The sequence below is a fragment of the Klebsiella sp. X13 genome (assembly GCF_003323835.1).
Taxonomy (GTDB): Bacteria; Pseudomonadota; Gammaproteobacteria; order Enterobacterales; family Enterobacteriaceae; genus Klebsiella; species Klebsiella ornithinolytica.
Map to the genome: position 1 here is coordinate 400,527 of NZ_CP030874.1, position 14,961 is coordinate 415,487.

Genomic DNA, 14,961 nt, shown 5'->3' on the forward strand with positions numbered 1-14,961 from the left:
AGGCCTATGGAGACTAAACGCCTTGATAACGCCGCGCTGGCGGCGGGAATAAGTCCCGACTACATCAATGCGCACGGTAAGCCGCAGTCGATTGCTGCGGCGACTAAACAACGTCTGCTGGATGCGATGCATCGTACAACAACCGCCACGAAAGTGGCGGTTGACCCGCTGCCGCCGGTGCAGGTTTTCACACACGGCAAGAAAATGTCGCTGCCGGTAGCCGGCCGTGGGGAATTCCAGTGGATCCTCACCACCGAAGAGGGGAAACAGTATCAAGGCAAAGTGCGCGGAGGAGAGCCCCTCCCGCTGCCGGCCAAACTGCCGGAAGGCTATCATTCGCTGACCCTGACTCAGGATGGCGAACGCTGGCATTGTCGGGCGATTGTGACGCCGGTGCGTTGCTATGAACCACAGGCCCTGAAAGAGGGGCAAAAACTGTGGGGCGCCTGCGTACAGCTTTATACGCTGCGCTCGGAGAAAAACTGGGGAATCGGCGATTTTGGTGATTTACGCGCGATGCTGCCGGAGATTTCCCGGCGCGGCGGCGCGTTTATCGGTCTTAACCCGATTCATGCGCTCTATCCGGCAAACCCGGAGAGCGCCAGTCCCTACAGCCCATCCTCACGCCGCTGGCTGAACGTTATCTATATTGACGTTAACGCGGTCGATGATTTTCGTCTGAGCAAAGAGGCGCAGGCCTGGTGGCAATCACCGGAGACGCAGCGGGCATTACAAGCCGCGCGTCAAACCGAGGATGTGGATTATACCGCGGTGACCGCGTTGAAAATGACCGCGCTGCGCATGGCCTGGAAGCGATTTTCCACCCGTCACGATGAGGCGATGGCGGAGTTCCGTCAGTTCGTGCTTCGTGAAGGCGAAAGCCTGTACTGGCAGGCGGCGTATGATGCCCTGCACGCCTGGCACGTACAGCAAGATCCGCTCCGCTGGGGCTGGCCTGCCTGGCCAAAAGCGTATCAGGATATCAGCAGCCCGGAAGTGAAAGCATTCTGCACCGAGCAGGCCGACGAGGTGAGTTTCTACCTCTGGCTGCAGTGGCTGGCGTATTGCCAGTTCGCCGAATGCTGGCACACCAGCCAGCACGACGCGATGCCGATTGGTCTGTACCGCGATCTGGCGGTGGGCGTGGCGGAAGGCGGTTCGGAAACCTGGTGCGACCGCGAGCTGTATTGTCTGAAAGCCTCCGTCGGGGCGCCGCCGGACATTCTTGGCCCGCTGGGGCAAAACTGGGGTCTGCCGCCGATGGATCCGCATATCATCGTCGCCCGTGCCTATGAGCCGTTTATCGAGCTGCTGCGTGCCAACATGCAAAACTGCGGTGCATTGCGCATCGACCACGTGATGTCGGTTCTGCGTCTGTGGTGGATTCCGTATGGTGAAACCGCTGACCACGGCGCCTATGTGCAGTACCCGGTCGACGATCTGCTGTCGATTATGGCGCTGGAGAGTCAGCGTCATCGCTGTATGGTGATTGGCGAAGATCTGGGTACCGTCCCGGTGGAGATTGTCGGCAAGCTGCGTAAGAGCGGCGTCTATTCCTACAAAGTGCTCTATTTCGAAAATGACCATGAGAAGACGTTCCGCGCGCCGCAGACGTATCCGGAACAATCAATGGCGGTGGCGACAACGCATGACCTGCCAACGCTGCGCGGTTACTGGGAAAGCGGAGACCTGACGCTGGGTAAATCGTTAGGTCTGTATCCTGATGAAGTGGTTCTGCGTGGCCTGTATCAGGATCGTGAACGGGCGAAACAGGGGCTGCTGGATGCGCTGCATCAATATGGCTGCCTGCCAAAACGCGCCGGGCATAATGCCTCGCTGATGGCGATGACGTCGACCCTCAATCGCGGGATGCAGCGTTACATTGCGGACAGCAACAGCGCATTGTTGGGGTTACAGCCGGAAGACTGGCTGGAAATGGCGACCCCGGTCAATATCCCGGGCACCAGCAGCGAATATCCGAACTGGCGGCGTAAGCTCTCCACGACCCTTGAGCAGATGTTTGCCGATGAGCGGGTGAATAAGCTGATTAAGGATCTGGATAAGCGGCGCAAAGCGGTCGCTAAGAAGAAATAGTGTCGCCGTTTCCCCGGTGACGCCGGGGAAACGCTGTGAAAAAAGCCAATAAAAAGGCCGGGTCGCGTATGCGGACCCGGCCTTTTTTATGCTGACGCCTGGCTTACACCACCATCCCCAGCAGCAGACAGCCAACCAGGCCGCAGACTGAGATAATGGTTTCCAGCACCGACCACGACCGGATGGTCTCGCCGATGGTGAGGTTGAAGTATTCCTTAAACAGCCAGAATCCCGGATCGTTCACGTGAGAGAAGATAACGCTGCCGGAACCAACCGCAATGACCATCAGTTCCGGGCTGACGCCGGTGGTGGCAATCAGCGGTGCGGCAATCCCGCCGGCGGTGATGGCGGCAACGGTCGCAGAACCGAGCGCAATACGCAGTACCGCCGCGATAGACCAGGCCATAAACAGCGGGGACATGTTGGATTCATGCATGATAGAGGCGATGTATTTATCCATGCCGCTATCCACCAGCACCTGTTTGAAGGCGCCACCGCCGCCGATGATCAACAGCATCATAGCGATAATTTTGATCGAAGAGGTCAGCGTGTCGTTGATCTGCTCCATGGAACGTCCACGGTTCAGGCCGAAGGTGAACAGGGCGATGAGAACCGCAATCAGGGTCGCCATTACCGGGTCGCCGAAGAACTCGGCAACCGGCAGGAAGGCGTGGCCTTTCGGCAGGATCATCTCGGCAACGGCGCGCATCGCCATCAGGATCACCGGTACCAGTGAGGTCCAGACGCTGACGCCAAAGCCCGGCATCTCTTCTTCGGTGAAGGTTTTCGGGTTGTGCAGACCTTCCGGAATCGGTTTATCGATGCCTTTCAGGAAGCGAGCGAAAACCGGACCGGCAAGGATAACCGTCGGAATAGCCAGAATCGTACCGTACAGCAGGGTCTTACCCATATCAGCATGGAAGATTGTGGCAATCGCCGTTGGGCCCGGGTGCGGAGGCAGGAAACCGTGAGTCACGGAGAGCGCGGCCGCCATCGGAACGCCGACGTACAGCAGCGGGATGCGGGCAGACGCGGCAATGGTGAACACCAGCGGCAGCATCAGGACGAAGCCCACTTCGTAGAACAGCGCGAAGCCGACGGTAAAACCGGTCAGCACGACGGCCCACTGGATGTGCTTTTTACCGAACTTAGCGATTAAGGTTGTGGCAATGCGCTGAGCGCCGCCGCAATCCGCCAGCAGCTTACCGAGCATAGCGCCAAAGCCCATGATCAGCGCGAGGCTGCCGAGGGTTCCCCCAACGCCGTTTTTAATGGATACGATGACTTTATCCAGAGGCATGCCTTGCATAAGTCCGACGGCGAGTGCCACCAGAACCAGAGCGATGAAGCCGTTCATTTTGAAACGGATCATCAGCAGTAACAGCAGGGCAACCCCGATAGCAACGATGACTAATGGCATAATTTACCTGGCCTTACATTTGTTATGGGTAACGTCAAATTTCAATCTTTTTCGTTTGCTCTGCCTGAGCCGGCAAACGGTATGGCGCCATAAAATCGACTATCACTCCTGTAGGAAAGGATAGCTGGCTATTTTTATAGCAGCGGTGCCTGAAAGAGATGATACGGGTAACATGGGCGGGTTGAGAATCACCCGCCGGGGTAAAATTTTAAATATGAGACTTAAGTCATACTCTTTCCCGGGTTTTTACCGGGTGGCTCAGGGGGAAATGTTGTGCGGTAACATTGGCAGGGGCGGCCCGGCCGGGCAAATGCCGCCGGGCTTAACATCGGGAAGAGGGGCGTACTTAGTAGTAAGAGTGCTCGCCGCGCTGGTGTTCGGTCAGATCGCGCACGCCTTTCAGCTCAGGGAATTCGTTTAGCAGCTGTTTCTCGATCCCTTCTTTCAGGGTCACATCGACCATTGAACAGCCGTTACAACCGCCGCCGAACTGCAGGATGGCCAGACCGTCTTCGGTGATTTCCATCAGCGTGACGCGTCCGCCGTGGCCGGCCAGCTGTGGGTTAATCTGGGATTGCAGCATGTATTCAACGCGTTCCATCAGCGGAGCATCGTCGGAAACTTTGCGCATTTTGGCATTCGGTGCTTTCAGCGTCAGCTGAGAGCCAAGCTGATCGGTGACGAAGTCAATTTCAGCGTCTTCCAGATACGGCGCGCTGAGTTCGTCGACATACGCAGTCAGTTGCTCAAACTTCAGCGCCGTGTCGGTGTCTTCCACCGCATCCGGTGGGCAGTAGGATACGCCGCACTCAGCGTTTGGGGTGCCGGGATTAATCACAAATACGCGAATTTGTGTCCCTTCTTCCTGATTTACCAGCAATTTGGCAAAGTGCGCTTGTGCAGCATCGGAAATACGGATCATAGCGTTGGCCTAATAGTTGACTATTTTACTTGGTTATAATACGCCCATCAGCAGGGGTCTACAAGGTACGGCATATACACCATACCTGAACCGTCGCGGCGCCGTTTTGCAAAAGCAGGCGGGATATTTCAGCGACGGTGCTTCCGGTTGTGACGACATCATCCACAATGGCGATATGGAGGCCGCGCACCGATATTTCAAGCTGAAAGGCATTTTTCAGGTTCTGTTTACGCAAGCGTGCGGAGAGATGGTGCTGGGTCGCAGTGCGTCGGTTGCGCCGCAAAGCGTCATGGTGCCAGGCGCACTGCAGCCAGTGCGCCAACGGTCGGCATAGCAGGTCGCTTTGATTGAAGCCTCGCCGCCATTGACGTCGCTGCCACAGCGGGACGCTGACGAGACGGTCTGGCCGGGGAAATCCTTCCCTCTGGCGAACGCGTAACAGCAGCAGACGCGCCAGCGCTGGCGCCAGCTCCGGTCGACGGGAAAACTTAAGCTGATGTATCAAACCGCTCAGCGGTGGCCGGTAATCATTGACCGTCACCAGCCGTTGCCACGGCGGAGGATCCCGCAGGCAGCGGCCGCAGGAGACTCTGCTGACCGCTGCAGGCAGCCCGCACCGTGGGCAAAGCGAATGGGCAAACGCCAGAGAGGTGGCGCAGCGGGAGCAGATTCCCCAGCGGGCGATCGCCACCGGCATTTGGCATAGCCAGCATAAGCTGTGTGCTGTTAGCATATTTCACCTCGTAATGGTGGAAAGAGAACAGTAACTGATGAACGACATCTGGTGGCAAACCGTGGGGGAAGGAAATTGTCATCTTGTGCTCCTGCACGGATGGGGGCTGAATGCCAGGGTATGGGATTGCGTGACGCCGGAACTGGCCTCGCACTTTACCCTGCATCTGGTTGACCTGCCGGGCTATGGTCGTAGCAGCGGCTTTGGCGCCCTGTCGCTGGAGGAGATGGCGCAGCAGGTACTGAGCCAGGCCCCGGAGCAGGCTATCTGGTTGGGCTGGAGCCTGGGTGGGTTGGTGGCCAGTCAGATTGCCGTGCAACATCCCGGGCGCGTACAGGCGCTGGTCACCGTGGCCTCTTCGCCTTGTTTTGGCGCCGATGGCGACTGGCCCGGGATCAAAGCGGAGGTGCTGAGTGGGTTTCAGCAGCAGCTGAGCCAAGATTTCCAGCGCACCGTGGAGCGGTTTCTGGCGCTGCAAACGATGGGGACGGAAAGCGCTCGTCAGGATGCCCGGGCGTTGAAAAGTACCGTGCTGTCGTTGCCGATGCCATCCTCAGAAGCGTTGAACGGCGGGCTGGAGATCCTTAAAACGGCCGATTTACGCCAGCCGCTGGCCGCATTCACACAGCCATTCCTGCGGCTGTATGGCCGACTGGATGGCCTGGTGCCGCGCAAAATTGTTCCGGTTCTGGATGCATTATGGCCGCAGAGTGAATCCATGGTATTTGAAAAAGCGGCCCATGCCCCGTTCATCTCGCACCCGCAGGCGTTCTGTGAGCCACTGGTGGCGTTGAAAAATCGCCTGCGCAATTATTTTTAGCAGGCTGTGGCAAAAATCCCGACCATAGCAATACTTAGGTTGTCACGGGGAGCATGCGTTTCTGTCGCCGCCGTGGCCTATAAAAACAACCTTATGGAGAGTTGAGGCTATGAAACTTATTACGGGTATTGTTGCATCTCTGGTGATTGGGTCCCTGTCTTTTGGCGCGTTTGCAGCGAAAGAGATTCAAAAAGATGAAGTGGCGTCAATGAAGCTGACGAAAATCGGCAGCATTACGACCTCAAAAACAACGTCACCGATGGATGCAAAGCGCGATCTGTCGAAGAAGGCGGATGAGCTGGGCGGCAAGTACTTTGTGGTGATTGCCGGTTCGAAAAACGAGAAAACCGTTCACGCAAACGCCGACGTCTACAAATAAGCAAAAGCGGGTCTCAGGACCCGCTTTGGTTTTATTGCTCATAGGCTTATTGCCCAGCGGTATCAGCGCAGCGCCCACCACTCTTGCAAGCAGGCTTTTCCCTCAGGGCAACTTTTGCAGCTGCCGGACAAACAGCCGTTCGCGTCTTCCGTTATGCGCACGGCTTTCCCCATGGCTTCCAGACGACTCAGCATGGCATCGACCAGCGGCTGCGGAGCATGCAGGCGAGCGCTGAGCTGTGTCGCCTGCATACGCCCCTGCAGGGCCAGCATATCGCGTACTTCAATCAACGACGCCATGATAACTCCTTAGTGACAATCACCTGCCGGACTCTGGCAGCAGGATGACGGCGTTTTACGCGTCGCCAGCAGGGAGACATCAACCCGACTGCGTGCCCGGCGTAACAGAGCAAAGACCATGATGTTAAACAGCACCACCGCCAGGATACACACCAGACTGTAGCGCGGATGCTGGCTGAAACTCACGGTCTGGTAGTACAGTGTAGAGAGCGAGTAGGCGATGTTCAGTCCCCATAAGATGGAGAATGACATCCAGCCGCGGCTGGATTCGCGAGCGATAGCCCCCATCACCGAGATGCACGGAATATAGAGCAGAACGAAAATCAGGTAGCTGTAGGCGGCCGCCGCGCTGCCGAATTTGCTGCCCATGACCCCCATGGCGCCGGTTTCCATTTCACCATCGCCTTTGCTGGCTTCGATAGGGTTAGCCAGAACGCTCAGGCTGAAGGTATCTTTCAGGCTCTGCCAGGTTTCGTCCAGCGCGGCCAGCAGTTCGTCGCCGAGGTGGAACTCCTGCGGATTAAACGCTTCATTCTGAATATCTTCGGCGGTGTAGAGCGTGTTCAGCGTCCCGACGACCACCTCTTTCGCCATTGCGCCGGTAAACAGTCCGACGGTGGCCTGCCAGTTATCTTCATGCACGCCAATAGGTTTAAAAATCGGCGTGATAATACGACTGACGGAGGCCAGCGCCGAATCGTTAATGTTGTCCACCAGCTTACCGTTAAGCGAGAAGCTGTTCAGGGCGCTAAGGAAGATACTGACGATGACGATAACTTTACCCGCGCGCAGCACAAAGCCTTTCAGCCGTTGCCAGGTCTGGATGACCAGACTTTTGATATGCGGGACGTGGTAGACCGGTAGCTCCATTACGAACGGCGATGCTTCGCCGCGCATAATGGTGTGTTTGAGCATCAGGCCGGTCAGGATAGCCATCACGATCCCGAGCAGATACAGCGAGAAGACCGCCAGCGCGCCATTCTGACCAAAGAACGCGGCGGCGAACACGGCAAAGATCGCCAGGCGCGCGCCGCAGGACATAAACGGCGCCATCATGATGGTCATCAGGCGTTCGCGCGGTGCATCCAGCGTGCGCGCCCCCATCACCGACGGCACGTTGCAGCCGAAGCCTACAATCAGCGGCACGAAAGATTTCCCCGGTAGCCCCAGCGCCTGCATCAAGCGGTCCATGACGAATGCCGCTCGCGCCATATAGCCGGAATCCTCAAGGAAGGAGAGGAACAGATACATCATGCCGATTTGCGGCACCAGCGGCAGCACGGTGTTGATACCGCCGCCCAGCCCCTGGGCAAGGAAAACGGTTAGCCAGTCCGGGAAATGCAGGGTATAGCCCAGCCACTGAATGCCGTGAATAAAGATAGCCACGGACCCGGCGTCAAAGATGGGTTGTAACGCGCCGCCGATGTTGATCGCCAGCAGGAACATCAGGTACATGACAAATAAGAAGATAGGCAGCCCCAGCACGCGGCTGAGGATGATTTTGTCCATCGCGGTGGTGAAACGACTCGGTTCAGCGGTGAGCGTGTTGCTGACGGCGTCGCAGATGGCGGCAATGCTCTGATAGCGAGCATCCGCGATGTGCAGCGCCGGATCGGCAATTTCCGCACTCAGATTCGCCAGGGCATCGTCGAGCTTATGCGCAGCGTTTCCGGCGTACTCGCGGCTGTAAATATCGCCTTCCAGCATCTGCAGACCCAGCCAGCAACGCTGACGTTGCGGAATTTCTGGCGCCATCTCCTGAGCCAGCTTTTCGGCTTCACGTAGCAGCGGCTGCGGGTAGTGCACCAGCTCAAGCGACGTATTTTGCTGGTGGCGGTCGACGGCCATTTTTAAGGCTTCGATACCGCGTCCGCGAGTCGAGACCAGCGGGATCACCGGGCAACCCAGGCGGGCTGCCAGCGCGTCAACGTCGATCCGGATTTTTTGCTTTTCGGCAATATCCAGCATATTCAACGCAACGATGCAGGGGATGCCCAGCTCCAGCAGCTGCAGCGTCAGATAGAGGTTGCGTTCCAGGTTTGAGGCGTCGACCACGTTAATCAGCATGTCGGCATCGCCGCTGAGGATATAGTGACAGGCGATCTGCTCATCTAAAGAGGTCTGTGAAGAGATCGTCGTCAGCGAATAGGTGCCGGGCAGGTCTACCAGCGTGACCTGGTGGTCGGTGGTGGTAAAGGCTCCTTCTTTGCGTTCGACGGTGACCCCGGCCCAGTTGCCGACGCGCTGACGAGCGCCGGTAAGCTGATTAAATAATGTTGTTTTGCCGGAGTTCGGATTACCAATTAAACCAAGAGTTAACTTTTTCATATTTCAGACTCTGAGTACCGGGTCAGGTGTTATTGTGCAACCGCTTCCAGTTCTATTAAATCGAGATCTTTTTTGCGTAATACCAGACTTACACGTCGGGTTTCGATATGCACGGGATCGCCGAGCGGCGCGACGCGGACCACATTAAAAGAGGAACCTGGCAGCATGCCAAGAGACAATAGTTTCTGACGATAAGCCGGACTAATATCACGAGAGAAACCCGTGATTTTCCACGCACTATCAGGAGTGAATTGCATAGGGCCTACCTGTAATCGCTAACTGAACGAGAGTTTACCGTGTGCGGTCATCGCACAGTACCGGGGAGCATAGTCAACGGAGAAGAAGATATATTTACTATGAATGATGATAATGATAATGGTTTTTATCATCAATACATAAATGGTTTAATAATCGACATTTGCCGGAAATATGCTGTTTTTTTGATATGACGCAAGGTCTGCACTGTAGCGCTAAATAAGGGTAATATTTATTTTGTCATTTAATGTTTAATTAAGGTTTCATTGGTTAACAAAATGAAACCTTAATAAATAACTTATTTACTCGCCTTTATTAGCCGGAGCTAATCGGTTTCCGGAGTATACCAACATGGGGTCAGAGAATAAGGCGGAGAAAGCGGCCCCTGCAATGAGGGGCCGGAAAAGGGTTAGCGTTTTTTACCCATGGCTGCTGCCAGCGCGTCCATCATGGCGCTGTTGCCAGCGGACTGCGCCTCACGGCCGCGCGGTTTCGCCGCTTTTGCCGCCGGGCGGTTGCCCTGCGTACGATCGCTTCCGCCGCCGCGCCGGGCGTTGCTCTCGCCCGGCTGCTCGTCAAGACGCATGGTCAGTGCGATGCGTTTACGCTGCAGGTCGACCTCCATCACTTTAACCTGCACGATATCGCCAGCTTTGACGACGGTATGCGGATCGTCGACGAATTTATTCGACAGCGACGAAATATGCACCAGGCCATCCTGGTGAACGCCGATATCGACAAAGGCGCCAAAGTTGGTGACGTTGGTAACCGCACCTTCCAGTACCATGCCCGGCAGCAGGTCGTTCATGGTTTCCACGCCATCGGCGAACTTCGCAGTTTTAAACTCCGGACGCGGGTCGCGACCGGGTTTTTCCAGCTCTTTGATAATGTCGGTGACGGTTGGCACACCGAATTTCTCATCGGTGAAGTCGGCCGCTTTCAGATTGCGTAATTCGCTGCTGTTGCCCATCAGATCGCTTAACGCCTGCCGGGTGGCGGCCAGAATGCGCTCGACGATAGGATATGCTTCCGGGTGAACGGTGGAGGCATCCAGCGGGTTGTCGCCGTGGTTGATGCGCAGGAACCCGGCGCACTGCTCGAAGGCTTTGGGACCGAGGCGGCTGACTTTCAGCAGCTGTTGACGGTTCTGGAACTGGCCGTTTTCATCACGCCAGGCGACGATGTTCTGCGCCATCATCCGCGTCAGGCCCGCCACGCGGGTAAGCAGCGGCACGGAAGCGGTGTTCAGATCCACGCCGACGGCGTTAACACAGTCTTCGACTACCGCATCCAGCTTGCGCGCCAGCTGTGACTGGCTGACGTCGTGCTGGTACTGGCCCACGCCGATGGACTTCGGATCGATTTTAACCAGCTCGGCCAGCGGATCCTGCAGACGACGGGCAATTGAAACGGCGCCGCGCAGAGAAACATCGAGGTCCGGGAACTCCAGGGCCGCCAGTTCGGAAGCTGAGTAGACGGAAGCCCCGGCTTCGCTGACGATCACTTTCTGCGCGGTGACTTTCGGGAACTGTTGCTGCACATCGAGGAAGAAGCGCTCGGTTTCGCGGGAGGCGGTGCCGTTGCCGATAGCGACCAGTTCAACGTTGTGCTTTTCACACAGCGCGGCGACGACAGATGCCGCTTTGGCGGCCTGTCCGGTGTGCGGATAGATGGTGTCTGTGGCGACCAGTTTACCGGTGCCATCTACCACGGCGACTTTCACGCCGGTACGCAGGCCTGGGTCGAGGCCCATGGTGGCGCGCAACCCGGCGGGGGCGGCCATCAGCAGATCGTGCAGGTTACGGGCAAACACGTTGATGGCTTCATCTTCCGCGCGTTCGCGCACGGTGCCCATCAGCTCGGTTTCCAGGTGCATCAGCACCTTAATGCGCCATGTCCAGCTGACAACCCCTTTGCGCCAGCTGTCGGCTGCGGCATTGTTCAAGCGTAAACCGAGATGGTCGATAATAATCTGTTCGCAGTGGCTCTCTTTCGGCGGCTCGTCAAACTGCGGGTCGGCATTCAGGGCCAGCTGCAGGATGCCTTCATTACGGCCGCGGAACATCGCCAGCGCGCGGTGCGAAGGGACGGTAGCGATAGGCTCATGGTGATCGAAGTAGTCGCGGAATTTTGCCCCTTCCTCTTCTTTGCCGCCCACTACCGTGGCAACCAGGTGCGCACTCTTCCACAGGTAGTCACGCACCTTCGCCAGCAGCGCGGCGTCTTCAGCAAAGCGCTCCATCAGGATATAACGCGCGCCATCCAGTGCGGCTTTGGTATCGGCGACGCCTTTATCGGCATCGACAAACTTCGCCGCTTCTGTTTCCGGATCGTGGGACGGTTCGTTCCATAGCAGATCCGCCAGCGGCTCCAGCCCGGCTTCAATGGCGATTTGCCCGCGGGTGCGGCGTTTCGGTTTATATGGCAGGTAAAGGTCTTCGAGCTCGGTTTTGCTCAGCGTGGTGGTAATCGCCTTTTCCAGCGCATCGGTCAGCTTACCCTGTTCGCCGATCGATTTGAGGATCGATTGACGGCGGTCTTCCAGTTCACGCAGATAACCAAGGCGGGTTTCCAGATTACGCAGCTGCGTGTCATCCAGACCGCCGGTGACTTCTTTACGATAGCGTGCGATAAACGGCACGGTGTTCCCTTCATCAAGCAGGCGAACGGCAGCTTCTACCTGTTCAGACCTGGCCTGAAGTTCACCCGCAATAATGCGGCAGAGCGAATCATTCATCATGTCTATTTCATCTTGTGGATCGAAAATCAGGGGGATAGTTATACGGACTGGCACGGCAAAATGCCAGTCGTGGCACGAGGCTCTCAGATTGTTCCGGACGCGCTATTTCACATATTCGATATTGTTGACGTACCAGCTGGCTTCGCCGGCGGGCGTGTTGACCACCGCCAGGTCGCCGACCTCTTTTTTCAGCAGCGCGCGTGCCATCGGCGAGTCGATAGAGATGTAGTCTTTACGTCCGAAAATCTCATCGTAACCGACGATGCGAAAGCGCTTGGTGTCGCCATCATCGTTTTCGATTTCAACCCACGCGCCGAAAAACACCTTGCCCTCCTGCTGCGGGGAGTAATCGACGATTTTCAGATTTTCCAGACATTTGGTGAGATAGCGTACCCGGCGGTCGATTTCACGCAGCCGTTTTTTGTTGTACTGGTAATCGGCATTTTCGCTACGATCGCCAAGGCTGGCCGCCCAGGTCACTTTTTTGGTGACCTCAGGACGTTCTTCACGCCACAAATAGTCCATTTCTTTTTTAAGTTTTTCATACCCTTCACGGGTGATCAGCGGCGTTTTCATTTATCGTTCTACCTTCTGATTGTCGGACACTGTACGCGGCGGTGTGCGGTTGCGCACAATTCGTAGTGCGTAATAATACCGACAGGATAAATAATGTGTCTTATGATTAAATGTATACTTAAGCTGCTGTTAAATATGCTTTGTAACAATTTAGCCTGGAATATATACCAGATTTAGCTGGTCGGCGACCCGGGCTTTTTTGAGAATACGCACTGACAATTGCAGTGAACCTTTGGGAGTATAAACAATGCAAGAGAATTATAAGATTCTGGTTGTCGACGACGACATGCGCCTGCGTGCGCTGCTCGAACGTTATCTGACCGAGCAAGGCTTCCAGGTTCGAAGCGTCGCCAACGCTGAACAAATGGATCGTCTGTTGACTCGTGAGTCCTTCCACCTGATGGTGCTGGATTTGATGCTGCCGGGCGAAGATGGTCTCTCCATTTGTCGTCGTCTGCGTAGCCAAAGCAACCCGATGCCGATCATTATGGTTACGGCGAAAGGGGAAGAGGTTGACCGTATTGTGGGCCTCGAAATTGGTGCGGACGACTATATTCCAAAACCGTTCAACCCGCGTGAGCTGCTGGCCCGTATCCGCGCCGTGCTGCGTCGCCAGGCGAATGAGCTGCCGGGTGCGCCGTCACAGGAAGAGGCGGTCATCGCCTTTGGTAAATTCAAGCTGAATCTCGGCACCCGCGAGATGTTCCGTGAAGATGAACCGATGCCGCTGACCAGCGGTGAATTTGCGGTACTGAAAGCGCTGGTTAGCCATCCGCGTGAGCCGCTCTCCCGCGATAAACTGATGAACCTTGCTCGCGGTCGCGAATATTCCGCGATGGAGCGTTCCATCGATGTACAAATTTCCCGTCTGCGCCGCATGGTCGAAGAGGATCCGGCCCATCCGCGTTACATCCAGACCGTGTGGGGGCTAGGCTACGTCTTCGTACCGGACGGCTCTAAGGCATGAAACGCGTGCGTTTTTCGCCGCGAAGCTCGTTTGCTCGCACCCTGTTATTGATAGTCACCTTGCTGTTTGTCAGCCTGGTGACGACCTATCTGGTGGTGCTGAATTTTGCGATTCTACCGAGCCTCCAGCAGTTTAATAAGGTGCTGGCATACGAAGTGCGTATGCTGATGACCGATAAACTGCAGCTGGAGGATGGCACCCAGCTGGTGGTGCCGCCGGCGTTTCGTCGCGAAATTTATCGCGAACTGGGCATTTCGCTCTATTCCAATGAAGCGGCGGAAGACGCAGGCCTGCGCTGGGCGCAGCACTATGAGTTTTTAAGTCAGCAGATGGCGCACCAGCTCGGTGGGCCAACCGAAGTGCGGGTCGAGGTCAACAAAAGCTCCCCCGTGGTGTGGTTGAAAACCTGGCTGTCGCCGAATATCTGGGTGCGCGTACCGCTGACGGAAATCCACCAGGGCGACTTCTCGCCGCTGTTCCGCTATACCCTGGCGATTATGCTGCTGGCGATCGGCGGCGCCTGGCTGTTTATCCGTATTCAAAACCGGCCGCTGGTCGATCTTGAGCATGCGGCGCTGCAGGTCGGGCGAGGCATCATTCCGCCGCCGCTGCGGGAGTACGGTGCATCCGAAGTGCGTTCGGTCACCCGGGCCTTTAACCACATGGCCGCAGGCGTAAAACAGCTGGCAGACGATCGTACGCTGTTAATGGCCGGCGTCAGCCACGATCTGCGTACGCCGCTGACGCGTATTCGCCTGGCGACGGAGATGATGGGGGAAGAAGACGGTTACCTTGCCGAGTCGATCAACAAAGACATTGAAGAGTGTAACGCCATCATCGAGCAGTTTATTGATTACCTGCGCACGGGCCAGGAGATGCCGATGGAGCTGGCGGATCTTAACTCGGTGCTCGGTGAAGTTATCGCGGCGGAAAGCGGTTACGAACGTGAAATCGCGACGGACCTGCAGGCCGGCGAGATCCCGCTGCGCATTCATCCGCTCTCTATCAAGCGCGCGCTGGCCAATATGGTGGTTAACGCCGCGCGTTATGGCAACGGCTGGATTAAGGTCAGCAGCGGTAGCGAAGCCAGCAGCGCCTGGTTCCAGGTCGAGGATGATGGCCCGGGGATTAAGCCAGAACAACGCGAGCATCTGTTCCAGCCGTTTGTGCGTGGCGATAGCGCCCGCAGCACCAGCGGTACCGGGCTGGGGCTGGCGATTGTGCAGCGTATTATCGATAACCATAACGGTCGTCTGGAGATTGGCTCCAGCGAGCGGGGCGGGCTGTTGATTCGCGCCTGGCTGCCGGTTCCGGTTCAACGTGCGCTAACGCCGACGAAACAGAGCAAAGAGAGTTAAGCGGCCGCTCGCGGCAGTCTGAATCGCGCGAGTCGGCGCGAGAGCATTAAAAAGCCGGGCATTGCCCGGC

13 protein-coding genes are annotated in these 14,961 nt (G+C 56.7%); 5 read left to right on the forward strand and 8 right to left on the reverse strand.

Annotated elements, in window-relative coordinates:
- Positions 1–6: 6 nt before the first annotated feature.
- Complete coding sequence (gene malQ / locus DSD31_RS01840) at positions 7–2,094, forward strand: 4-alpha-glucanotransferase (protein ID WP_004868502.1); 2,088 nt, start codon at positions 7–9, stop codon at positions 2,092–2,094.
- 103 nt (positions 2,095–2,197) lie between these two features.
- On the opposite strand, the gene gntT is transcribed toward malQ, so the two are convergent.
- The 3 genes from gntT to gntX all read right to left on the reverse strand — a co-directional run bounded on the left by gntT (position 2,198) and on the right by gntX (position 5,169).
- Positions 2,198–3,514, reverse strand: coding sequence for a gluconate transporter (gene gntT, locus DSD31_RS01845; RefSeq protein WP_015585607.1), 1,317 nt, complete (start codon positions 3,512–3,514; stop codon positions 2,198–2,200).
- A 346-nt stretch (positions 3,515–3,860) separates the two neighbouring features.
- On the reverse strand, positions 3,861–4,436 hold the full coding sequence (nfuA, locus tag DSD31_RS01850) for a Fe-S biogenesis protein NfuA (protein ID WP_004868496.1): 576 nt from the start codon (positions 4,434–4,436) through the stop codon (positions 3,861–3,863).
- Between the two features lie 58 nt (positions 4,437–4,494).
- Complete coding sequence (gntX, locus tag DSD31_RS01855) at positions 4,495–5,169, reverse strand: DNA utilization protein GntX (protein WP_004868494.1); 675 nt, start codon at positions 5,167–5,169, stop codon at positions 4,495–4,497.
- A 37-nt stretch (positions 5,170–5,206) separates the two neighbouring features.
- Between gntX and bioH the strand changes: the two genes are divergently transcribed.
- Together bioH and DSD31_RS01865 are read left to right on the forward strand one after the other, a co-directional pair.
- A complete protein-coding gene (bioH, locus tag DSD31_RS01860; RefSeq protein ID WP_004868492.1) occupies positions 5,207–5,989 on the forward strand; it encodes a pimeloyl-ACP methyl ester esterase BioH in 783 nt (260 codons plus the stop codon).
- A 109-nt stretch (positions 5,990–6,098) separates the two neighbouring features.
- On the forward strand, positions 6,099–6,368 hold the full coding sequence (locus tag DSD31_RS01865; RefSeq protein WP_004868491.1) for a YdgH/BhsA/McbA-like domain containing protein: 270 nt from the start codon (positions 6,099–6,101) through the stop codon (positions 6,366–6,368).
- A 62-nt stretch (positions 6,369–6,430) separates the two neighbouring features.
- Here DSD31_RS01865 and feoC read toward each other — a convergent pair whose 3' ends face one another.
- The 5 genes from feoC to greB all read right to left on the reverse strand — a co-directional run bounded on the left by feoC (position 6,431) and on the right by greB (position 12,566).
- A complete protein-coding gene (feoC, locus tag DSD31_RS01870) occupies positions 6,431–6,667 on the reverse strand; it encodes a [Fe-S]-dependent transcriptional repressor FeoC (protein WP_015585608.1) in 237 nt (78 codons plus the stop codon).
- A 9-nt stretch (positions 6,668–6,676) separates the two neighbouring features.
- Positions 6,677–8,995, reverse strand: a complete 2,319-nt coding sequence (feoB, locus tag DSD31_RS01875; protein WP_015585609.1) for a Fe(2+) transporter permease subunit FeoB — start codon at positions 8,993–8,995, stop codon at positions 6,677–6,679.
- A 29-nt stretch (positions 8,996–9,024) separates the two neighbouring features.
- Positions 9,025–9,252, reverse strand: a complete 228-nt coding sequence (gene feoA / locus DSD31_RS01880) for a ferrous iron transporter A (RefSeq protein WP_004868486.1) — start codon at positions 9,250–9,252, stop codon at positions 9,025–9,027.
- Positions 9,253–9,659: 407 nt separating this feature from the next.
- On the reverse strand, positions 9,660–11,990 hold the full coding sequence (locus tag DSD31_RS01885; RefSeq protein ID WP_113990804.1) for a Tex family protein: 2,331 nt from the start codon (positions 11,988–11,990) through the stop codon (positions 9,660–9,662).
- 102 nt (positions 11,991–12,092) lie between these two features.
- On the reverse strand, positions 12,093–12,566 hold the full coding sequence (gene greB, locus DSD31_RS01890) for a transcription elongation factor GreB (RefSeq protein ID WP_004868482.1): 474 nt from the start codon (positions 12,564–12,566) through the stop codon (positions 12,093–12,095).
- A gap of 247 nt (positions 12,567–12,813) precedes the next feature.
- Here greB and ompR point away from each other — a divergent pair, with 247 nt between their 5' ends.
- Positions 12,814–13,533: an osmolarity response regulator transcription factor OmpR gene (ompR, locus tag DSD31_RS01895; RefSeq protein ID WP_001157751.1), complete on the forward strand. Its 720-nt coding sequence runs from the start codon at positions 12,814–12,816 to the stop codon at positions 13,531–13,533.
- Positions 13,530–14,891: a two-component system sensor histidine kinase EnvZ gene (gene envZ, locus DSD31_RS01900; protein WP_004868479.1), complete on the forward strand. Its 1,362-nt coding sequence runs from the start codon at positions 13,530–13,532 to the stop codon at positions 14,889–14,891. Before ompR ends, envZ begins: the two co-directional genes overlap by 4 nt.
- Positions 14,892–14,961 lie beyond the last annotated feature (70 nt).